The sequence below is a fragment of the Streptomyces sp. NPDC047117 genome, assembly GCF_040643545.1.
In the GTDB taxonomy this organism is placed as follows: domain Bacteria; phylum Actinomycetota; class Actinomycetes; order Streptomycetales; family Streptomycetaceae; genus Streptomyces.
In genome coordinates this window covers 51,118-70,594 of record NZ_JBEYUN010000016.1, presented here as the reverse complement: position 1 = coordinate 70,594, position 19,477 = coordinate 51,118, and the positions used below count along the sequence as shown (strand labels likewise).

20 protein-coding genes are annotated in these 19,477 nt (G+C 72.9%); 3 read left to right on the top strand and 17 right to left on the bottom strand.

Features of this window, described 5'->3' with window-relative positions; all coding sequences use genetic code 11:
* Positions 1-96 precede the first annotated feature (96 nt).
* A complete protein-coding gene (gene ctaD, locus ABZ840_RS27530) occupies positions 97-1,794 on the top strand; it encodes a cytochrome c oxidase subunit I (RefSeq protein ID WP_361563298.1) in 1,698 nt (565 codons plus the stop codon).
* Here the strand turns inward: ctaD and ABZ840_RS27525 are convergent.
* The 6 genes from ABZ840_RS27525 to ABZ840_RS27500 form a co-directional block, all read right to left on the bottom strand.
* On the bottom strand, positions 1,763-2,719 hold the full coding sequence (locus ABZ840_RS27525; RefSeq protein WP_361563295.1) for a YafY family protein: 957 nt from the start codon (positions 2,717-2,719) through the stop codon (positions 1,763-1,765). The two genes, ctaD and ABZ840_RS27525, sit on opposite strands and share 32 nt — an antisense overlap.
* 83 nt (positions 2,720-2,802) lie before the next feature.
* Complete coding sequence (locus ABZ840_RS27520; protein WP_030624574.1) at positions 2,803-2,973, bottom strand: hypothetical protein; 171 nt, start codon at positions 2,971-2,973, stop codon at positions 2,803-2,805.
* A 91-nt stretch (positions 2,974-3,064) separates the two neighbouring features.
* Positions 3,065-3,958 (bottom strand): hypothetical protein, encoded by an 894-nt coding sequence (locus tag ABZ840_RS27515; RefSeq protein WP_361563292.1) that lies wholly within the window; start codon positions 3,956-3,958, stop codon positions 3,065-3,067.
* Entirely contained in the window at positions 3,955-5,214 is a 1,260-nt protein-coding gene (locus ABZ840_RS27510; RefSeq protein ID WP_361563289.1) for a glycosyltransferase family 4 protein, read from the bottom strand. Before ABZ840_RS27510 ends, ABZ840_RS27515 begins: the two co-directional genes overlap by 4 nt.
* Before the next feature lie 97 nt (positions 5,215-5,311).
* Entirely contained in the window at positions 5,312-5,905 is a 594-nt protein-coding gene (locus ABZ840_RS27505) for a transglycosylase family protein (RefSeq protein WP_361563287.1), read from the bottom strand.
* A 152-nt stretch (positions 5,906-6,057) separates the two neighbouring features.
* Positions 6,058-6,645 (bottom strand): transglycosylase family protein, encoded by a 588-nt coding sequence (locus ABZ840_RS27500; RefSeq protein ID WP_361563284.1) that lies wholly within the window; start codon positions 6,643-6,645, stop codon positions 6,058-6,060.
* 594 nt (positions 6,646-7,239) lie between these two features.
* Between ABZ840_RS27500 and ABZ840_RS27495 the strand changes: the two genes are divergently transcribed.
* Complete coding sequence (locus ABZ840_RS27495; RefSeq protein ID WP_361563281.1) at positions 7,240-8,064, top strand: hypothetical protein; 825 nt, start codon at positions 7,240-7,242, stop codon at positions 8,062-8,064.
* A gap of 209 nt (positions 8,065-8,273) precedes the next feature.
* Positions 8,274-8,609 (top strand): hypothetical protein, encoded by a 336-nt coding sequence (locus ABZ840_RS27490; RefSeq protein WP_361563278.1) that lies wholly within the window; start codon positions 8,274-8,276, stop codon positions 8,607-8,609.
* Between the two features lie 111 nt (positions 8,610-8,720).
* On the opposite strand, the gene der is transcribed toward ABZ840_RS27490, so the two are convergent.
* The 11 genes from der to ABZ840_RS27435 form a co-directional block, all read right to left on the bottom strand.
* On the bottom strand, positions 8,721-10,190 hold the full coding sequence (gene der, locus ABZ840_RS27485; RefSeq protein WP_361563275.1) for a ribosome biogenesis GTPase Der: 1,470 nt from the start codon (positions 10,188-10,190) through the stop codon (positions 8,721-8,723).
* A 109-nt stretch (positions 10,191-10,299) separates the two neighbouring features.
* Positions 10,300-10,956 carry a lysophospholipid acyltransferase family protein gene (locus ABZ840_RS27480; RefSeq protein WP_361563272.1) on the bottom strand — a complete coding sequence of 219 codons (657 nt, stop codon included), beginning with the start codon at positions 10,954-10,956 and terminating at the stop codon, positions 10,300-10,302.
* Positions 10,953-11,696, bottom strand: a complete 744-nt coding sequence (gene cmk / locus ABZ840_RS27475) for a (d)CMP kinase (protein ID WP_361563269.1) — start codon at positions 11,694-11,696, stop codon at positions 10,953-10,955. The genes ABZ840_RS27480 and cmk overlap by 4 nt, the downstream gene beginning before the upstream one ends.
* A gap of 132 nt (positions 11,697-11,828) precedes the next feature.
* A complete protein-coding gene (locus ABZ840_RS27470; RefSeq protein WP_361563266.1) occupies positions 11,829-12,914 on the bottom strand; it encodes a prephenate dehydrogenase in 1,086 nt (361 codons plus the stop codon).
* A complete protein-coding gene (gene aroH, locus ABZ840_RS27465; RefSeq protein ID WP_361563263.1) occupies positions 12,911-13,273 on the bottom strand; it encodes a chorismate mutase in 363 nt (120 codons plus the stop codon). The genes ABZ840_RS27470 and aroH overlap by 4 nt, the downstream gene beginning before the upstream one ends.
* 138 nt (positions 13,274-13,411) lie before the next feature.
* A complete protein-coding gene (locus ABZ840_RS27460) occupies positions 13,412-14,428 on the bottom strand; it encodes an ADP-ribosylglycohydrolase family protein (RefSeq protein ID WP_361563261.1) in 1,017 nt (338 codons plus the stop codon).
* 89 nt (positions 14,429-14,517) lie between these two features.
* Positions 14,518-15,615: a pseudouridine synthase gene (locus ABZ840_RS27455; RefSeq protein WP_361563258.1), complete on the bottom strand. Its 1,098-nt coding sequence runs from the start codon at positions 15,613-15,615 to the stop codon at positions 14,518-14,520.
* The gene (gene scpB, locus ABZ840_RS27450) at positions 15,615-16,349 is read right to left on the bottom strand and encodes an SMC-Scp complex subunit ScpB (protein WP_361563255.1); all 735 of its coding nucleotides are present in this window, start codon (positions 16,347-16,349) and stop codon (positions 15,615-15,617) included. The genes ABZ840_RS27455 and scpB overlap by 1 nt, the downstream gene beginning before the upstream one ends.
* The gene (locus ABZ840_RS27445; RefSeq protein WP_361563252.1) at positions 16,346-17,512 is read right to left on the bottom strand and encodes a segregation/condensation protein A; all 1,167 of its coding nucleotides are present in this window, start codon (positions 17,510-17,512) and stop codon (positions 16,346-16,348) included. Before ABZ840_RS27445 ends, scpB begins: the two co-directional genes overlap by 4 nt.
* A gap of 160 nt (positions 17,513-17,672) precedes the next feature.
* Positions 17,673-18,245, bottom strand: a complete 573-nt coding sequence (locus ABZ840_RS27440; protein ID WP_361563600.1) for a hypothetical protein — start codon at positions 18,243-18,245, stop codon at positions 17,673-17,675.
* Positions 18,242-19,405 (bottom strand): ParA family protein, encoded by a 1,164-nt coding sequence (locus tag ABZ840_RS27435; protein ID WP_361563249.1) that lies wholly within the window; start codon positions 19,403-19,405, stop codon positions 18,242-18,244. Before ABZ840_RS27435 ends, ABZ840_RS27440 begins: the two co-directional genes overlap by 4 nt.
* Positions 19,406-19,477: the final 72 nt, after the last annotated feature.

Sequence of the window (19,477 nt, the reverse complement as noted above, 5' to 3'; positions counted from 1 at the left end):
AAAGGGTGTTGCGGCGCGCATGATGAGGCGAGCCCCAGTACGTCCCGCCGTGGTGGCGAGCCCTGGTACGTCCTGACGACGAACGAGGTGGCACGAATGGGAACAGTGGCACCGGAGGCGACTGCCGGGAGGGTGGCGGCCCGCCGGCCGGGCAAGGTGATCGTCAGCTGGCTGACGACCACGGACCACAAGAGGATCGGCCACCTCTACCTGATCACCTCGTTCGGCTTCTTCCTGGCCGGCGGGGTGCTGGCCCTGCTGATGCGGGCCGAGCTGGCCAGACCGGGGCTCCAGATCATCGGCAACGAGGGCTTCAACCAGGCGTTCACCCTGCACGGCACGATCATGCTGCTGCTGTTCGCCACCCCGGCCTTCGCGGGCTTCGCCAACGAGATCATGCCGCTGCAGATCGGCTCGCCCGACGTGGCCTTCCCCCGCCTGAACATGCTCTCGTACTGGCTGTTCCTCTTCGGCGGCCTGATCGTGCTGGGCTCGCTGCTCACCCCGACCGGCGGCGCGGCCTTCGGCTGGACCGCCTACGCGCCGCTGAACTCCATGGTCCGCTCCCCCGGGATCGGCGCCGACATGTGGATCATGGGGCTGGCGCTGTCCGGCTTCGGCACGATCCTGGGCGCGGTGAACTTCCTGACCACGATCATCGGGATGCGGGCGCCGGGCATGACGATGTTCCGGATGCCGATCTTCACCTGGAACGTGCTCTTCACCTCGATCCTCGTCCTGCTCGCCTTCCCGGTGCTCGCGGCGTCGCTGCTGGTGCTGGAGGCGGACCGGCGGTTCGGTTCGGTGGTGTTCGAGGCGGAGTGGGGCGGAGTGCTGCTGTGGCAGCACCTCTTCTGGTTCTTCGGGCACCCCGAGGTCTACATCATCGCGCTGCCGTTCTTCGGCATCGTCACCGAGATCATCCCGGTCTTCTCACGGAAGCCGATCTTCGGTTACACGATGCTGGTCGCCGCCACCATGGCGATCACGGCGCTGTCGCTGATGGTCTGGGCGCACCACATGTTCGCCACCGGCGCGGTGCTGCTGCCGTTCTTCTCGCTGCTGTCGTTCCTGATCGCGGTGCCCACGGGCGTGAAGTTCTTCAACTGGATCGGCACGATGTGGCGGGGCTCGCTCTCCTTCGAGACGCCGATGCTGTGGGCGGTCGGCTTCCTGGTGAGCTTCCTGTTCGGCGGGCTGACCGGCGTCATCCTGGCCTCCCCTCCGCTGGACTTCCACGTCACCGACACCTACTTCGTGGTGGCCCACTTCCACTACGTCGTCTTCGGCACGGTGGTCTTCGCGACGTTCGCCGGCTTCTACTTCTGGTGGCCCAAGTTCACCGGCAGGATGCTCGACGAGCGGCTGGGGAAGATCCACTTCTGGACGCTGTTCGTCGGCTTCCACACCACGTTCCTCGTCCAGCACTGGCTGGGCGTGGCGGGCATGCCGCGCCGGTACGCCGACTACCTCGCGGCCGACGGCTTCACCGCCCTCAACACCGTCTCCTCGGTCGGCGCCTTCCTGCTGGGCCTGTCGACGCTGCCGTTCCTCTACAACGTCTGGAAGACCAGCAAGTACGCGCCCAAAGTGGACCTGGACGATCCCTGGGGATACGGCCGTTCGCTGGAGTGGGCCACCTCCTCGCCCCCGCCGCGCCACAACTTCCTCACGATGCCCCGCATCCGCTCCGAGTCCCCGGCCTTCGACCTGCACCACCCGGGGACCGTACGCAGCGAGCTCGCCGAGGAGGACGCCCGGCTCAGGCCGTCGCCCGGGACAGACGCGCACTGATCTCGCGCACCCGGTCCGCGAGTTCGGCGGGCTCGCGGACCGCGAACTCGAAACCGGTCATCGCCAGGAGCACCACCAGCGCGTCCAGGCTCTGCGCCCCGGTCCGCAGCAGGCAGCTGCGCTCGTCCACCTCCTCCAGGGTGCCGACCGTGGGCGGGATGCGCTGTGCGGCCTCCGCGAGCGGCGCGTGCAGCAGGACGGTCGCGGACACCGCGTACGCGGCCGTGGAGACGCCCTTGGAGACATAGGCCGCCAGGTCCTCGGCGGGCGGCTTGCGGGGCGCCACGCGCGGGCCGTGCGGCGGGGTGGGGGTGATCCGGTCGGCGCGGAAGGTCCGCCAGTCGGCCCGGCCGGTGTCCCAGGCGACGAGGTACCAGCGGCGCTGGGCGCTGACGAGGCGGTGCGGTTCGACGGTGCGGCGGCTGACCGTGCCGTCGTGCGCGGCGTACGCGAAGCGCAGCTGCTGTCCGTCGCGGCAGGCGGCGGCCAGTTCGGTGAGCACGGCGGCGTCCACCCGGGGCCCCGCACCGCTCACCAGCGGGACGGTGAAGGCGTTCAGGGCGCCGACGCGGCGCCGCAGCCGGGCCGGGAGCACCTGCTCCAGCTTGGCCAGCGCCCGGACGGAGGTCTCCTCGATGCCGGCGACGCCGCCGGCGGCCGCGGTGCGCAGCCCGACCGCGACCGCGACGGCCTCCTCGTCGTCCAGGAGCAGCGGCGGGAGCTCGGCACCCGCACCCAGTTGGTAGCCCCCGGCGGTACCGGGGGCCGAGTGCACGGGGTAGCCGAGCTCCCGCAGCCGTTCTATGTCACGCCGGACCGTGCGGGGCGTCACGCCCAGCCGGTCGGCGAGGTCCGCACCGGACCACTCACGGTGGGCCTGCAACAGGGACAGCAGGCGGAGCAGTCGTGCCGAGGTCTCCAACATGCGGCCGAGTCTGACAGCGGTTGCGGACAACTGTCGTCCGCAACCGCCGTCTCCGTGCTCCGCCGCAGGCGGTGTCCACGCCGCTACCAGCGGTACCAGCGCGCCCGGCCGCCTCCCGTACCCGTCGAACGGAACAGGAAGCCGAGCAGCCACACGACGAGCACCGCAACAGCGATCCACCACAGCGCCTTGAGTGCGAAACCAGCACCGAACAGGATCAATGCGAGCAGCAGGACCAACAGGACAGGAACCATGATTCAGCACCTCCGCCCTCCGAGTGCCCCGTTCGTCGCGGGTCAATCGGGGGCGCGTGAGGTACGGGGGGCGCAGTGGCCGCGGGGGCACTCAGGACGGGGCCTGGTCCCCCGCGACCTGGACGGAGAGATCGTTGTCGACCGTGAAGTACGGGCCGACGCGGACCTGTCCGCCCGGAGCGCCGATCGGCATCGCCGGGTACGTGAAGATCTGCTTCTTGTCCGGTACGTCGTCCAGGATCCGCGAGATGCGGACCGGCTCGGCTCCCTCGCCGGTGCGCACCCACAGGTCCCACCGCTCGGTACCGGACCGCCAGTGACCGGCCAGCGGGCCGTGCGGCAGGACGAACGCGAAGTCCGGCCCGTCGCCCCGCAGCGGGATCGTGACCGTGTGGTCGTCGTGCCGGGCCCGGGCCTCGGCGACGGCGCCGGAGGCCAGCGCCGCGCCGTAGAGCCGGCCCTCGACGGTGATGCCGTCGGGGGCGACCTGGATCTCGCCGGCCTCCGCGTGCGGGCCGCGCAGCCAGCTGCGCAGGGCGAGGTTGCCGTACTTGGTGGCGTACGGAATCCGGACGCCGAGCCGGCCGATGGCGGCCAGCGGGCGCCGGTCCACCAGCGACCGCAGGTCGTTGAGGCCGGGCAGCAGGCGCTGCGGGTCCTCGGCGTCCCCGAGGTCGGCGTAGACGTTCCAGCGGCCTTCGGGCAGGGCGACCGTACTGGGCAGCACGGCCCGCAGCCGGCCCGAGCCGGTCGGCCCGAGCGGCAGCCGGATCTCGTCGGCCGGGCTGTCGCCGCCGCGCAGCCGGAGCACCAGCGCCGCGTTCCAGACCGTGCCGGCCTCCCCGCCGGACGGTTCGGGAACGGCGATGTCGAAGGTGAGACCGCCCGCGGAGTCCGCGATGCAGTCGGCGCGCAGGGCGGTCCGCCGCGGCTGCCGGGTGCCTGACCCGGTGCCGGTGGCGGGCAGTTGCATCGACGCGCTCATGCCGTCCGCACTCCTCTCAGTGCGGCGTGCGCCGCGTCCTTGGTGGCGTAGGCGCCGCTCAACAGAGCTCCTCTGGTGCGGTGGACCGTGGCGCGCAGCGCGCCCCGGCCACCGCCGGTGGTCAGGTCGCCGAAGAGCGATTCGTACCGGCCCGCGATCCGTGCGGGATCGAAGCGGGCGGATCGCTCCAGCGCGGCCCGGCCCATGCGCTGCCGGCGCTCGTCGTCGTTGATCAGCTCCAGCAGCGCGCCCGCGACGGCGCTCTTCCTTCCGACCGGTACCAGCCGGCCGTCCACGCCGTCCTCGATGATCTCGCCGGGACCGTGCGGACAGTCGGTGGAGACCACCGGCAGCCCGCACCGCATCGCCTCCACAATCGTCATCCCGAAGGACTCCAGGCTGGAAGTGACGGCGGCGATGGACCCCTTGGCCCATTCCGGGTCCAGCGGGTTGGCCGGGCCCATCAGGTAGACGTGGTTGTACAGGCCCAGTTCGTCGATCAGGGCGCGCAGCGCGGCCTTCTCGGCGCCGCCGCCGTAGATCCGCAGCCGCCAGTCCGGGCGCCGCTCGACCACCATGGCGAAGGCCCGGATCAGCAGGTCGTACCGCTTGACCCTGGCCAGCCGACCGGCCGCGACGACCCATTTGCCGGTGCCGTCGGCGGGCTGGATGCCGGGCGCGGGGACGCTGTTGGGCACGGCCTCGATGCGCACGCCGGGCAGCCGCAGCCGCTTGCGGTAGGACCGGGCGTCCGCCTCGGTCACCGTGGTCACCGCGTCCAGCCGCGGGTAGACCGCGCGCAACTGGCGGGTGAGCGCCCGGCCGTGCGTGTCGAGGGTGAGGTGCTCCTGCCCGACGCGTGCCACGCCCCGCTTGGCCTGCCGGGCGATGTGGACGTTCAGTCCGGGCCGCGTCCCCACCACGACGTCGGCCTCCAGGGACCGCAGATGGGCGGCGATGCGCCGGTCGGTGAGCTCGCTGTACTGCCGGAAGCGGCCCTCGGACGACGGGAAGACCCGGGCCTCGCGCAGGAACGCCGGGTCCTCCCCGTCGTACCCGGGGCTGTCCTTGCGGAGGTCGACGAGATGCCGCAGCCTGACCCGCGCACCGGGCTCGAAGACCGGCACATCACGGTGCCGGAAGACGGACACGACCTCGACGTCGTGCTGCTCCGACAGCGTGCGGGCGAGGTTGTACGTCGTCCGGATCGTGCCGCCGATGCCGTATGCGTTGTGAATCAGGAATGAAATATGCATCCGTCCCCGTACCCCATGGTTTTCGCGCGAACGTAGCCAAGCGTCCGCCTACCAAACGGTTAGACCGAGGCTGGAGGTTTCGGGTTGACTCCTATCGCTATTTTGTTCCGGAAACGTGAGCAAATCGGTAGCTACGGACGGGAACCCCGGAGCGTTGGTTCGCATCCAGGGTGGCGAGTGCCCCCGCCCGCAGTCCGTAACGCCGCGCGCAGGCCGGCCAGGCACCCCAGCCCTGCTGCTCCTGCACCCGCTCGGCGACCTGGATCTGCTCCTCGCGGGTGGCCAGGTCCGGCCGCGAGGCGAAGGAGAGGCCGCCGGCCGCCTCCCACGTCTGCTGCGTGAACTGGAGCCCGCCGTACAGGCCGTTGCCGGTACGGGCGTTCCAGTCGCCGCCGCTCTCGCACTCGGCCAGGCACCCCCAGGGCCAGTCCTCGCGGGAGCATTCGGCGGCGCCCGGCACCCCCTGCGGCACGGTGCGCGGGGCGGCCGCCGGCGGGCCTGCCCCGGCGCCCGCCGCGCCCTCGGCGGCGGCCACCCCGGCACCGCCGGCGAGCAGGGCCACGAGCACCGCCAGGGTGAAGGCGGGCCGGCGGACGGCACGGACAGCGGTGCGCGCGCGGCGCGCAGTACGGGCCGGCCACGGGCGGGCCGTCGTACGAACAATCGGGAAGAACTCCGTCGGTTCGAGCACCGCCGCAGGCTAGCGGCGGTCCGGCGAAGCGGCCGCGCGGCGCGCGATCGAACGGCGCGTGCCCCACCCGGTCGGGTGACCGGGCGGGGCACGCCGCCACTGCCGCGCCGCGTAAAGCGGGGGGACGCACGGACGGTGGCGGCGGGGCCGGATCAGACCGAGAGGTGCTGGCCGGGCATGATCGTGTGCGGATCGCCGCCGATGGCGGACCTGTTGGCCGCGTACAGCGACCGCCAGCTCACGCCGCGGGCCGCGGCGATCGAGGCGAGCGTGTCGCCCTGCCGGACCTTGTACGAGCCGTTCTTGCCGCCCCGGGAGCTGCCCCGGTCGGCGCGGCTGTCGCGCACCGCCCGCGTTTCGCTCTTCCGGGAGGCCGCGACCTCGCCGCCGGCCGATGGCGCGCTGCCGGAGGCGTTCGCCCGGGCCGAGCACACCGGCCAGGCCCCCCACCCCTGCACCGCCTGCACCTTGGACGCGACCGCGATCTGCTGGGCGCGGCCCGCCTGGTGGGCGCTGGGGGCGTACTTGTGGCCGCCGAAGGCGCGCCAGGTGGAGGCGGTGAACTGCAGTCCGCCGTAGAAGCCGTTGCCGGTGTTGATCTGCCAGTTCCCGCCGCTTTCGCAGGCCGCGATGCGATCCCAGACGCCGCCGTCCGCGGCGCTCGCCCCGGGGGCGGCGGCCAGCAGGGCGAGCGGTGCCACCAGTGCCGCCCCGGCGAGGGCGACGGTTTCGCGACGCATGGAGCCCATTCGAAAAGGCATGGATGTCCTTTCGGAGAGCCCGGGCCTCCCCCGGGCGGTGCGCCGCCGGGCGCTCAGGACGCCCGTCCGCCGCTCCGCCCCGCCCGCCGAGGGTCCTGCGCGGCGCCGCTCCGCGCGTCTCGTGGGGCGCGGCGCTGCGCTGGTTCGTGCTGCCTTGCTGCGGTACTGCCGGGCTGCCGGCTTGCGGACGGCGGGCGTCCCCGGGCGGTGCTCGGTGCACACGGCCGGAGAATGTAGGGAGCCGCCGGGCAAGGCCACAACCAAAGCGCTGTCGGGGCAGGCCAGTCGTGCGTTACTAAAGGTACCGACGAGTTCCGGCCACCCCCTAGATTCCCTGATTTCAGGATTTGTCGACCCGACGATCTCCGGCCCTGTGAGCCACCTCACCCCGTTCGGCTGCATGGCCCGCACACGCGATGGCGGTGAGTGACGACTTCCGGGGCCCTGTTCACGCTGTGCGCCGATCGGTTCGATTCCGTTCACGCCCGCGCGTGACTCCTGCCACAGATCGCCCGTTGTCTTTTTACACGCCGGGATCCACCCGGCAGCCGCACACAGATCGAGGAGTCAGCCGTGCCCCGCATGCTCGACGTCAGTGACGACGTTCGCGCCGAGATCGGCGACGAGGAGGCCGACCGCCTGCTGGCCGGCGACAACGCCCCCGGCGCTTACGACTGCACCTCCTGCCGCACCCCGGGCGACAGCGAACAGGAGCGCACCAGCACCGTCCTGTTCATCGGCGAGGAGACCGCCGTGCTGGCGTTCGCCCACGCCACCTGCATCCCCTCCCAGGTGGTGTCGGTGGCCGAGGAGCAGCTCAAGGGCGCCGTGCGCTCCATCACCGGTGAGCCCGGCGCCGAGGCGCAGGCCACCGTGCCGGCGCCGGCGTCCCCCGCCGCCGCCCCGGCCGCCCCCGCCGCCGCCCGGCAGGCGACCCTGGGCGTGACCTGCGGCCTGGTCCTCGTCGAGGACGACCTGCGCCCCGCCCTGGTGGTGGAGCCCAACAGCCCGATCGCCCGGCCCGGTTCGGCCGGCCTGGACGACGACTTCCTGCCGCTGCTGATGGAGCAGGGCTTCCACCCGGTCACCGACATGGCGACGCTGCCCGCCGGCGGCGCCGGCTGGTCCGTCCTGGTCGCCATGGGCCAGCTGCACGCGGTGCTCCAGGACAGCGTCGAGGCCGGCAGCCAGAACGCCTGGTGGAAGGCGCACCAGCCGCTCCCGGTCTCCGACGGCTGGCGCGCCGCGGTCAACAAGTCGCAGACGGTGCTGGTGTATGCCGCGCCGCACGGCTCGATCGGCCAGCAGCCGCGCGAGGACCTGATGCGCGAGGCACTGGAGAAGGCGGCGGCGCACGGCCGGCTGGTCGCCATGGCGATGCCGCTGGCCGGCACCTGAGCGGACGGCCCGGCCTCCGGGCGGCCGCCTCCCGAGCGGGGGCGGCCGTCCGCCCGGCCACGTACGGATGTCCAGGGCGTCACGCGCACGTGGCGGAAACGGTGCGCCAACGGCACCCCCGTACCCTCCGTACTTCCGCGTATGCCCCACGATCAGCCAATTCGCCCGCAAAGCCGCATCCCGCGGGCCTTCGGGTCGTTGGCACAGACGTGCACCCATACGACCCGTCCCCCCGCGCCCCGTTCCACTCCATCCCCGGCATGCGCCCGTCGTACGAGCCCGCCGCGCACCACCTGGACCGTGGGTCGGCGACGCCGATCTACGACGCGCTCTACGCCGAGTACCGCCGCTCCTTCCGGGCTCTCCCCGGGGACCGTACGGGCGAGGACGAGCTGAGCCCGGAGGTGCTGCGGCGGATCTGGCGGCGCACCACCCCCGCGGCGACCGGCCGCCGCGAGGTGCCGCTGCCGCCGCAGCACTCCCGGAGCCACACCCCGGCGGCACTGCCCCCCGCGCCCCGCGACCACCGGCCGTACCACCACTGAGCCGCTGCCGCACCGCCCGCCGGGACCGCCGCACGGCGCCGTGCGAAGGAGCCCCGCCCCGGACCCCGGCGGGGGTCCTGGGCGGGGCTCCGGAAGCGGTGGCGCCTGTGGTTACTTCTTCTTGCTGCGCTTCTCGCGGACCCGCACCGAGATGTGGATCGGGGTGCCGTCGAAGCCGAACTCCTCGCGCAGCCGGCGCTCGATGAAGCGGCGGTAGCCGGCCTCCAGGAAGCCGGAGGCGAAGAGCACGAAGCGCGGCGGCTTGGTGCCCGCCTGGGTGCCGAAGAGGATGCGGGGCTGCTTGCCGCCGCGCACCGGGTGCGGGTGGGAGGCCACGATCTCGCCGAGGAAGGCGTTCAGCCGCCCGGTCGGCACCCGGGTCTCCCAGCCGGCGAGCGCCGTCTCGATGGCCGGTACGAGCTTCTCCATGTGGCGGCCCGTACGCGCCGAGACGTTGACCCGCATCGCCCACGGGATCTGCACGAGGTCGCGCTCGATCTCCCGCTCCAGGTAGAAGCGGCGCTCCTCGTCCAGGTTGTCCCACTTGTTGTACGCGATGACCAGCGCGCGGCCCGCCTCGACGGCCATGGTGATGATCCGCTGGTCCTGGACGCTGATCGACTCGCTCGCGTCGATCAGGACGACCGCGACCTCGGCCTTCTCCACGGCGGCCGCCGTGCGCAGCGAGGCGTAGTAGTCGGCGCCCTCCTGGAGGTGGACGCGCTTGCGGATGCCCGCGGTGTCCACGAACTTCCAGGTCTTGCCGCCCAGCTGGATCAGCTCGTCGACCGGGTCGCGGGTGGTGCCGGCCATTTCGTTGACGACCACCCGCTCCTCGCCGGCGACCTTGTTCAGCAGGGAGGACTTGCCGACGTTGGGGCGGCCGATGAGGGCGATGCGGCGCGGGCCGCCGACGGTGGCCCCGAAGGTCTGCTGCGGCGCCTCGGGCAGCGCCTCCAGCGCGGCGTCCAGCAGGTCGCCCGTGCCGCGGCCGTGCAGGGCCGAGACCGGGTGCGGCTCGCCGAGGCCGAGCGACCACAGCATGGCGGCGTCGGCCTCGCCGGACGGCCCGTCGACCTTGTTGGCGCACAGCACGACCGGCTTGCCGGCCCGGCGCAGCAGCTTGACGACGGCCTCGTCGGTGTCGGTGGCGCCGACCTTGGCGTCCACGACGAAGACCACGGCGTCGGCGGCCTCGATCGCGAACTCCGCCTGGGCGGCCACGGACGCGTCGATGCCGAGCACGTCCTGCTCCCAGCCGCCGGTGTCGACGACCTTGAAGCGGCGGCCGTTCCACTCCGCCTCGTAGGTGACGCGGTCGCGGGTGACGCCCGGCTTGTCCTCGACGACGGCCTCACGGCGGCCGATGAAGCGGTTGACGAGGGTCGACTTGCCGACATTGGGGCGGCCGACGACGGCGAGGCGGGGCAGCGGGCCGTGACCGGCCGCCGCGATGTCCCCCTCGACCTCGTCCAGGTCGAAGCCCTCCTGCGCGGCGAGCTCCATGAACTCCGTGTACTCGGCGTCGCCCAGCGCGCCGTGCTCGACGTGCTCGTCGCCGGTGGGGGTCTGGTCGTTCATGAAGTCCGTTCCTCGTTCTGCGTGGTCGGTGGGCCGCCGTCCCGGCGCCCACTGCTCAAGTGTCAGGGGGGATCCAGGGATTCCCCCGGCGAAACGCGCCGCCGGCCGGTCAGCGGCCGGTGAGCCGTCGCGCCCCGGTCAGGTGCGCGGTCAGGTGCTCCTGGATGCGTACCGTCGCCTCGTCCAGCGCCTTGCGCGTCCGCCGCCCGCTGCCGTCCCCCGCCTGGAAGGCGTCGCCGAAGACGACATCGACGCGCCCTCGCAACGGCGGCAGTCCCGGTATCACCCGGCTGCTGCGCTCCGCGCTGCCCAGGACCGCAACCGGCACGATCGGCGCCCCCGAGCGTACGGCGAAGTACGCGAGGCCGGCACGCAGCGACGCGAAGTCGCCCTCGCCGCGGGTGCCCTCCGGGAAGATCCCGAGGACCCCGCCGCGCTCCAGGATGCCCAGCGCGTGCGTGACGGCGGTCCGGTCGGTGCTCGTCCGGTCGACCTTCACCTGCCCGATGCCGCGCAGGAAGGGGTCCAGCGGCCCGGCGAAGGCCTCCTTCTTGATCAGGAAGTGCGCCGGCCGCGGCGCGGTGCCCATGAGCATGGGCCCGTCGACGTTGTGCGAGTGGTTCACCGCGAAGATCACCGGGCCGGCCGCCGGAACCCGCCAGGCGCCCAGCACCCGCGGCTTCCACAAGCCGTGCATCAGGCCGATCCCGATCCGCCGCCCGACCGCGGCGCCGCCGGCGCTCGGCAGGCCGCCGTCCTCGGTCACGGGGCGACCTGCCCCGCCTCCGCGGCCGGGCCGGCCTTCTCCGCGATCTTCGCCTCGATGAGGGTGACCACGCACTCGATGACCTGCTCCAGCGTCAGCTCGGTGGTGTCCACCTCCACCGCGTCGTCGGCCTTGGCCAGCGGCGAGGTCTTGCGGGAGGAGTCGGCGGCGTCCCGCTTGATCAGCGCCTCACGGGTGGCGGCCAGGTCCCCGGCCTCCTTGCCCTTCAGCTCGCCGCTGCGCCGGGCGGCACGCGCCTCGGGCGAAGCGGTGAGGAAGATCTTCAGGTCGGCGTCGGGCAGGACGGTCGTGCCGATGTCCCGGCCCTCGACGACGATGCCGCGCTCGGCGGAGCCGGCGATGGTCCGCTGGAGGTCCGTGATCAGGGTGCGCACCTCGGGGACGGCGCTGACGGCGCTGACCGCGGAGGTGACCTCCTTCGTACGGATCGGGCCGGACGCGTCCTGGCCGTCGACCGTGATGGTCGGCGCGGCCGGGTCGGTGCCGGAGACGATCGCGGGCTTGGCGGCGGCCGTGGCGATCGCGGTCGGGTCCTGGATGTCGACACCGTTGGACAGCATCCACCAGGTGATCGCGCGGTACTGGGCACCGGTGTCCAGGTAGCTGAGCGCCAGCTTGGCGGCGACCGCCTTGGACGTGCTGGACTTGCCCGTGCCGGAGGGGCCGTCGATGGCGACGATCACTGCTGCCGGGGCGGCGGTTTCCACGGTGACGAACACCTTTCCTTGTGCACGGGGCGGGGATGCTGGGGCCCGATGGGCCTCCGTCAAGGTTACCGGGTACACGCAGGCGTGTTTTCCCCGCACGGGCGTGGGGGATTTGTGAGGCTTCCGGGACGCCCTCCCGGGCGCCTACTGACGGATGGACCAGCCGCGCTCGCGGAGCGCCGCGGTCAGCACCGGTACGGCCGAGGGCTCGACCGTGAGCTGGATGAAGCCCGCCTGCTGGCCGGTGGCGTGCTCGATGCGGACGTCCTCGATGTTGACGCCCGCCTGCCCGGCGTCCGCGAAGATCCGCGCCAGCTCGCCCGGCTGGTCGCCGATGTGCACGGCGACGATCTCGTACGCGGCCGGCGCCGCGCCGTGCTTGCCCGGCACCCGCTCGCGGCCCGCGTTGCCGCGCCGCAGTACGTCCTCGATGCCGCCGGCGCCCGCGCCGCGCTTGGCCTCGTCGGCGGACTGCAGGGCGCGCAGCGCCTGCACCGTCTCGTCCAGGTCGGCCGCGATCTCCGACAGGACGTCGGCGACCGGCCCGGGGTTGGCGGAGAGGATGTCGATCCACATGGCGGGGTCGGAGGCGGCGATCCGGGTCACGTCCCGGATGCCCTGGCCGCACAGCCGTACGGCGGTCTCGTCGGCGCCCCGGAGGCGCGCCGCGACCAGGCTGGAGACCAGCTGGGGGGTGTGACTGACCAGGGCCACGGCCCGGTCGTGCGCGTCGGCGTCCATGACGACCGGGACCGCCCGGCACAGCGCCACCAGCTCCAGCGCGAGGTTCAGCACCTCGGTGTCGCCGTCCCGGGTCGGCGTGAGCACCCACGGCCGGCCCTCGAAGAGGTCGGCGGTCGCGGCCAGCGGCCCGGACCGCTCCTTGCCGGCCATCGGATGCGTGCCGATGTACGGCGTGAGGTCCAGCCCCCGCTCCGCCAGCTCGCGCCGCGGGCCGCCCTTGACGCTCGCCACGTCCAGGTAGGCACGGGCCGTGCCGCGCCGCATCGCGTCCGCCAGCGCCGCCGCGACGTGCGCCGGCGGCACGGCCACGATCGCCAGGTCGACGGGGCCCTCGGGCTCCTCCACGGTGCCCGCGCCGAGCGCAGCGGCCGTACGGGCCTGCGCCTCGTCGTGGTCGGCGAGGTGCACCCGGACGCCGCGGGCGCTCAGCGCCAGCGCGGCGGACGTGCCGATCAGGCCCGTGCCGATGACGATCGCGGTCCTCACTGGGCGATGTCCTTCCGCAGCGCGCCCGCCGCGCCGAGGTAGACGTGCGCCATCTCCGTCTTGGCCAGATGGCTCTCGACGTGCGCCAGGATGCGCACCACGCGCGGCATGGCCCCGGCGATGTCCAGCTCCTGCGCGCAGATCAGCGGCACGTCGGTGATGCCGAGCTTGCGCGCGGCGACGGCGGGGAAGTCGCTGTGCAGGTCGGGCGTGGCCGTGAACCAGACGCTGATCAGGTCGTCCGGCACGAGGCTGTTCCGCTCCAGGATGGCGGTCAGCAGCTCGGCGACCTGCTCATGCATGTGCTCCGCTTCGTCCCGCTCCAGCTGGACGGCCCCTCGGACCGCACGTACCGCCACGTCCTGCTCCTCGTGTCCTCGCGTACGCGCCGCTTCCGGGCGTACGTATCTGCCTGCCTGATCAGCGTATCGACCCCCGGGCCCGGCCGCCGAGCGCGCCCGTCCTGCGAGACGGGCGTCCCGGCGGCCGGACGGCGGTCAGCCCCGCCCGTCCCAGAGCGCGCCGAGTGCCAGCAGCTCCTCGCGGTACTCGATGCGCTCGGTCCAGGCCGCCGGCCAGGCGTCCGCGCCGAGGTGGGCACCGGCGAAGGCGCCCGCCAGGCAGGCGAGGGAGTCGGAGTCGCCGGCGGAGCAGGCGCCGCGGCGCAGCGCCGCCACCGGGTCCTCGGGGAGGAGCAGGAAGCAGAGCAGTCCGGCGGCCAGGGCCTCCTCCGCGATCCAGCCCTCGCCGACGAGGAGGCAGGGGTCGGTCTCCGGGTCGGGGGCGCGCAGGGCGGCGTCCAGCCGGTCCAGGACGCCGCGGCACTCGTCCCAGCCGTGCGCCATGAACGCCTCCGGCGACGCGGCACCGGCCTGCTGCCACAGATCGCCGAGCCAGTCGCCGTGGTAGGTGGTGCGTTCGGCGTGCACGTACGTCCGGAGCAGCCGGGGCAGCTCGGCGGGGTCCGCGCCCGTGGCGAGGAGGCGCACCGCCCGCGTCGTGAGGTCGCTGGCCGCCAGGGCGGTGGGGTGGCCATGGGTGAGGGCCGACTGGAGCTGGGCGGCGCCGGCCCGCTGCTGGTCGGTCAGGCCGGGGGCCAGGCCGATGGGGGTGACGCGCATGTTGGCGCCGCAGCCCTTGGAGCCGGTCTGGCTGGCCTCGGCCCAGGGGCGGCCGGGCTCGCTGAGCGCCCGGCAGGCGGTGAGGCAGGTGTTGCCGGGGGCGCGGTTGTTGTCCGGGGAGCGCCACCAGTCGATGTACTCCTGGCGGACCGGGGGCTCCAGCGTGGCCGCGGTCAGCGGGCCGCGCTCCATGGCCGTACGCAGGCCGCGCCCGAGGGCGAGCGTCATCTGGGTGTCGTCGGTGACGAGGGCCGGCCGGGGCAGTTCCAGCTGCCGCCAGGGCCCGTACGCGGCCTCGATCGAGCGGACGCTCTTGAACTCGGTCGGGTATCCGAGCGCGTCGCCGAGGGCGAGCCCGAGCATCGAACCGGTCGCGGGATCCTTCGCGGACATGAAAAAACCACCCCTTAGTCGTCATGGTGACGATAAGGGGTGGTCAGTGGCTGCCGCAACTGCCGGCGGCGGCCGTAAAGGCCGAGGGCCTACAGGTCGACCTCGCGCATGAGCATGCCGACCTCGGTGTTGGTCAGGCGGCGCAGCCAGCCGGACTTCTGGTCGCCCAGCGCGATCGGGCCGAAGGAGGTCCGTACGAGCTTGTCCACCGGGAAGCCGGCCTCGGAGAGCATCCGGCGCACGATGTGCTTGCGGCCCTCGTGCAGCGTCACCTCGACGAGGTAGTTCTTGCCGGTCTGCTGCACGACCCGGAAGTGGTCGGCACGGGCGTACCCGTCCTCCAGCAGGATGCCGTCCTTGAGCATCTTGCCGATCTCACGCGGCAGCGGGCCCTGGATGGCGGCGAGGTAGGTCTTCTGCACGCCGTACCGCGGGTGGGTCAGGCGGTGCGCCAGCTCACCGTGGTTGGTGAGCAGGATGATGCCCTCGGTCTCGGTGTCCAGCCGGCCCACGTGGAAGAGCCGGGTCTCCCGGTTGGTGACGTAGTCGCCCAGGCACTGGCGGCCGTCGGGGTCCTCCATGGTGGAGACGACGCCGGCCGGCTTGTTCAGCGCGAAGAAGAGGTAGGACTGGGTGGCGACGGTCAGGCCGTCCACCTTGATCTCGTCCTTCTGCGGGTCGACACGGACGCCCTGCTCCATGACGATCTGCCCGTTCACCTCGACCCGGGCCTCGTCGATCAGCTCCTCGCAGGCGCGCCGCGAGCCCATGCCCGCGCGGGCCAGCACCTTCTGGAGCCGCTCGCCCTCCTGGTCACCGAAGGTCTTGGGGGTCTTGATCTCCGGCTTGTCGTACCGGGCGCGGTTGCGCTCCTCGATCTTCGCGTCGTACTCGCGGGGGCGGGCCGGCCCGGAACCGCGGCCGCGGGAGCCCTTGGCGCCCTTGCCCTCCTGGCTGCGGGGGCTGTTCTTCGCGCCGGTCTTCGGACCGCCCTTGGCGCCACCGCGGGCCGCCGCGCCGCGCCCCTTGCGGGGCCCGTCGCCGGGGCCGTCCGAGCCGGATCCGCCGACGTCGTAGCGGCGCTCCTCGGGACGGGGGCGGCCCGCGCGCTGCTGCTTGTCGTCGCGCTTGTTGCCCGCGCCCCGGTAGTTGCCCCTACCGCTGCTGTTCCTGCCGCTGCTTCGCATCAATGATCCGTCTGAGAGTCGCCGCTGTCGTCTACGTCGAACGACGGCACACCTTCCCGGGAGTCGCCCTCGACCGCGTCCGCCTCGGGGAGGAACGGGGCGAGCTCGGGGAGCTCGTCCAGGCCCCGCAGGCCCATCCGCTCCAGAAAGTAGTTCGTCGTCCTGTACAGGATCGCACCTGTTTCGCCTTCCGTGCCCGCCTCCTCGACCAGACCGCGCTGGAGAAGGGTGCGCATCACGCCGTCGCAGTTGACACCACGCACGGCCGAGACCCGGGACCGGCTGACCGGTTGACGGTACGCGACCACGGCCAGAGTCTCCAATGCGGCCTGCGTCAGCCGGGCCTGCTGGCCGTCCAGGACGAAGGCCTCCACGGCGTCGGCGTACTCCGGACGGGTGTAGAACCGCCAGCCGCCCGCGACCAGCCGCAGGTCGAAACCGCGGCCCTGCCGGGCGTAGTCGTCCGACAGCTCGCGCAGCGCGATCGTCACGTCCCGGCGGCGGCGCTGCAGCACCTTGGCGAGGTGCTCCTCCGTGGCGGGCTCGTCGACGACCATCAGGACGGCCTCCAGCGCGGGCTTCAGGTCGAGCGCCGCGACCCCGAGAGCGCCGGGCGGCGCTTCGGGGGTCCCGGGGGCCTGCCCCTCGGGGAGGTCGTACGTCTCTTCGGGGGCCTCGGGGGCCTGTGCCTCGGGGAGGGCGTACGTCTCTTCGGTGGTACCGGGGCCGCTCATGCCGTCTCCGTCTCCTTCTGGCTCTTCTCGTCGGCCGGCTGCTCCGCCGGACGGTCGAACTCGTCCGTGACGACGGGCTCGGCGCCGTCCTCCGTACCGGCCCAGCGGACCATCAGCTCGCCCAGCGCCTCGGGCTGGTCCAGGACCACCGCGCGCTCCCGGTACAACTCCAGCAGCGCCAGGAAGCGGGCGACCACGGTGAGGGTGTCCGGCGCGTCCTCGGTCAGCTCCTGGAAGGACGCCTCGCCGGCCGCGCGCAGCCGCGCCACCACCACCTCGGCCTGCTCGCGCACGCTGACCAGCGGGGCGTGGATGTGATCGACGTACACCTGCGGCTTGGCCTTGGGCTGCATCGCCTTCACGGCCAGCTTGGCGAACCCCTCGGCCCCGATGCTGATGACGACCTCGGGCAGCAGCTCGGCGTGGTGCGGTTCGAGACCGACGGTACGGGGGTAGCGGCGCGCCTCGTCCGCCAGGCGGCGGCTGAAGACGTCGGCGACCTCCTTGTACGCGCGGTACTGGAGCAGCCGGGCGAAGAGCAGGTCGCGCGCCTCCAGGAGGGCGAGGTCCGCCTCGTCCTCGACCTCGGCGGCGGGCAGCAGCCGGGCGGCCTTCAGGTCCAGCAGGGTGGCCGCGACGACCAGGAACTCCGTCGTCTGGTCCAGGTCCCAGTCCGGCCCCATGGCCCGGATGTGTGCCATGAACTCGTCGGTGACCTGCGAGAGGGCGATCTCGGTGACGTCCAGCTTGTGCTTGGAGATCAGCTGCAGCAGGAGGTCGAACGGCCCCTCGAAGTTCTCCAGGTGAAGAGTGAACTTCCCGTCCCCGGCCACGGTGGCATCCGAGGGCGCGGCGGGGCCGTCCCCTTCGGAGGCGGTGGGCTCATCCCCCTCGGGCGCTGCGGGCTCATCCCCCTCGGAGGCGGCGGACCGGCCCTCCTCGGGCGCTGCGGGACCGTCCGTTCCGGGCTCGTCCTCGGGCTCGGCCTCAGGGGCCTCGGCCGTGACCGGCTCCGGCTCCGGCTCCGGCTCCGACTCGGGCTCGGGTTCCGGAGGCTCGGGCGGGGACGGCTCCGGGATCGGGGCCGTGCCCGGGCCGTGGCCCAGGGAGCGGCGCGGGGTGCGCGGGGCGGGCGCTGAGGGGTCGTCGTGGCTCGTCGGCATCGTGGTCCATACGCTGCGGTCCCGTGCCGCGCACGGCGCCGGGCTGGTCACCGGCGGGCGGCACCCGCCGGTGCCGGAAGGCTAACCCGCCGGGGCCCGGCGGGCGCGGACCCGGCCGCCCGGGCGGCCGGAGTTCCGCAGCATGGCCCTCAGGAGCCGCTCAGCGGCCCCTCAGACGCCGCACGAGGATGCTGGCGTCCCCACGGGACTCCAGGTCCGCCAGGACGACCGCGACGGCCTCCCGGACGATCCGGCCGCGGTCCACCGCGAGCCCGTGTTCGCCGCGCAGGACCAGGCGCGCGTGCTCCAGGTCCATCAGCTCCTCGGCGGAGACGTAGACGGTGATCTTCTCGTCGTGCCGTTCCCGGCCGCTGGGACGGCGGTTCGCGCCCCTGCCGCGTCGCCGGGCAGGGCTTCCCGAGGCCTGCGCCCCCGCGGCAGCGGCCTCCTGCCGGCGGCGCTCCTTGGCGGCCTCGTCGGCCGTGTCGCGACCGCTGTGCTGCTCCGCGGGCGCCGCGGCCCCGGAAGCCGCGGCAGCGGGTTCGCCCTCCGGACGGCGCTGCGCGGCGCTGCCCTGCTGCGGCGCGGCCGGGTCGGCCTCGCCGCCCGGCGCGGGCACCCGGGGCACCTCGCCGTTCGCGGGGGTGCCGTTCGCCGGCCGGCGGGGCGAGGAGGACTGCAGCGCCGTCCCCCCGGTGGTGCGGAACAGCTCATCGGCGCCGGGCAGACTCACTCGGCGTGACACCGGGCGAGCACCTCCCTGGCGAGCTGACGGTAGGCGGCGGCACCCACGGAGTTGGAGGCGTACGTGGTGATCGGCTCGCCCGCGACCGTGGTCTCGGGGAAGCGGACCGTCCGGCCGATCACGGTGTGGTACACGTGATCGTCGAAGGCCTCCACCACGCGCGCCAGGACCTCGCGGCTGTGCACGGTGCGCGAGTCGTACATCGTGGCGAGGATGCCGTCCAGCTCCAGGTCGGGGTTGAGCCGCTCCTGGACCTTCTCGATCGTCTCGGTCAGCAGCGCGACACCGCGCAGCGCGAAGAACTCGCACTCCAGCGGGACGATGACCTTGTGAGCCGCCGTCAGCGCGTTGACGGTCAGCAGACCGAGCGAGGGCTGGCAGTCGATGACGATGTAGTCGTAGTCGGCCAGCAGCGGCTTCAGGGCGCGCTGGAGGGTCGACTCACGGGCCACCTCGCTGACGAGCTGCACCTCAGCGGCTGACAAATCGATATTGCTGGGGAGCAGGTCCATGTTGGGGACCGCGGTCTTCAGCAGTACCTCGTCGGCCGACATGCCCCGCTCCATGAGCAGGTTGTAGACCGTCAGGTCCAGCTCCATGGGGTTGACACCGAGGCCGACCGAGAGGGCGCCCTGCGGGTCGAAGTCGACCAGCAGCACCCGGCGGCCGTACTCGGCGAGCGCGGCACCCAGGTTGATGGTCGAGGTCGTCTTGCCGACCCCGCCCTTCTGGTTGCACATCGCGATGATCTTCGCCGGGCCGTGCTCGGAAAGCGGCCCGGGGATCGGGAAGTAGGGAAGGGGCCGGCCGGTCGGGCCGATGCGCTCGCGGCGCTGGCGCGCGGCGTCCGGCGCGAGCGTCGCCGCGTACTCGGGGTCCGGCTCGTACTCCGCGTCCGGATCGTAGAAGTGCCCCTCGGGCAGGTCGTCGTAGTCGGCGAAGCGGGCCGGGTCTGTGCCGCCCTGGTCGCCGGCCATGGCGTTCACTTGATGGCCGTCCATGCTCTGGTGGGCTGTCGTCGTCATGCTCTTCTGGGCTGCGAAGGTGTGGACAGCGACGGAGCCGACAGCCTCGTGCCCCGAGGGACCCTGGCCCCGTGCAACCGCTCCTGGTCGACCACCTCCGGGAGTAAATGTCGACTCATTCACAAGTCGTCTTACCTCCTTGGATGTGACCAGGAAACTTATCGATAGGTCAGCGTGACACCATGCCGACGGTTG

Excerpts from the sequence above, each read along its gene's own strand:
- ctaD (WP_361563298.1), top strand. The coding sequence starts at position 97 with ATGGGAACAGTGGCACCGGAGGCGACTGCCGGGAGGGTGGCGGCCCGC.
- ABZ840_RS27525 (WP_361563295.1), bottom strand. The coding sequence starts at position 2,719 with ATGTTGGAGACCTCGGCACGACTGCTCCGCCTGCTGTCCCTGTTGCAG.
- ABZ840_RS27520 (WP_030624574.1), bottom strand. The coding sequence starts at position 2,973 with ATGGTTCCTGTCCTGTTGGTCCTGCTGCTCGCATTGATCCTGTTCGGT.
- ABZ840_RS27515 (WP_361563292.1), bottom strand. The coding sequence starts at position 3,958 with ATGAGCGCGTCGATGCAACTGCCCGCCACCGGCACCGGGTCAGGCACC.
- ABZ840_RS27510 (WP_361563289.1), bottom strand. The coding sequence starts at position 5,214 with ATGCATATTTCATTCCTGATTCACAACGCATACGGCATCGGCGGCACG.
- ABZ840_RS27500 (WP_361563284.1), bottom strand. The coding sequence starts at position 6,645 with ATGCGTCGCGAAACCGTCGCCCTCGCCGGGGCGGCACTGGTGGCACCG.
- der (WP_361563275.1), bottom strand. The coding sequence starts at position 10,190 with ATGAACGACCAGACCCCCACCGGCGACGAGCACGTCGAGCACGGCGCG.
- ABZ840_RS27460 (WP_361563261.1), bottom strand. The coding sequence starts at position 14,428 with ATGTCCGCGAAGGATCCCGCGACCGGTTCGATGCTCGGGCTCGCCCTC.
- ABZ840_RS27455 (WP_361563258.1), bottom strand. The coding sequence starts at position 15,615 with ATGCGAAGCAGCGGCAGGAACAGCAGCGGTAGGGGCAACTACCGGGGC.
- scpB (WP_361563255.1), bottom strand. The coding sequence starts at position 16,349 with ATGAGCGGCCCCGGTACCACCGAAGAGACGTACGCCCTCCCCGAGGCA.
- ABZ840_RS27445 (WP_361563252.1), bottom strand. The coding sequence starts at position 17,512 with ATGCCGACGAGCCACGACGACCCCTCAGCGCCCGCCCCGCGCACCCCG.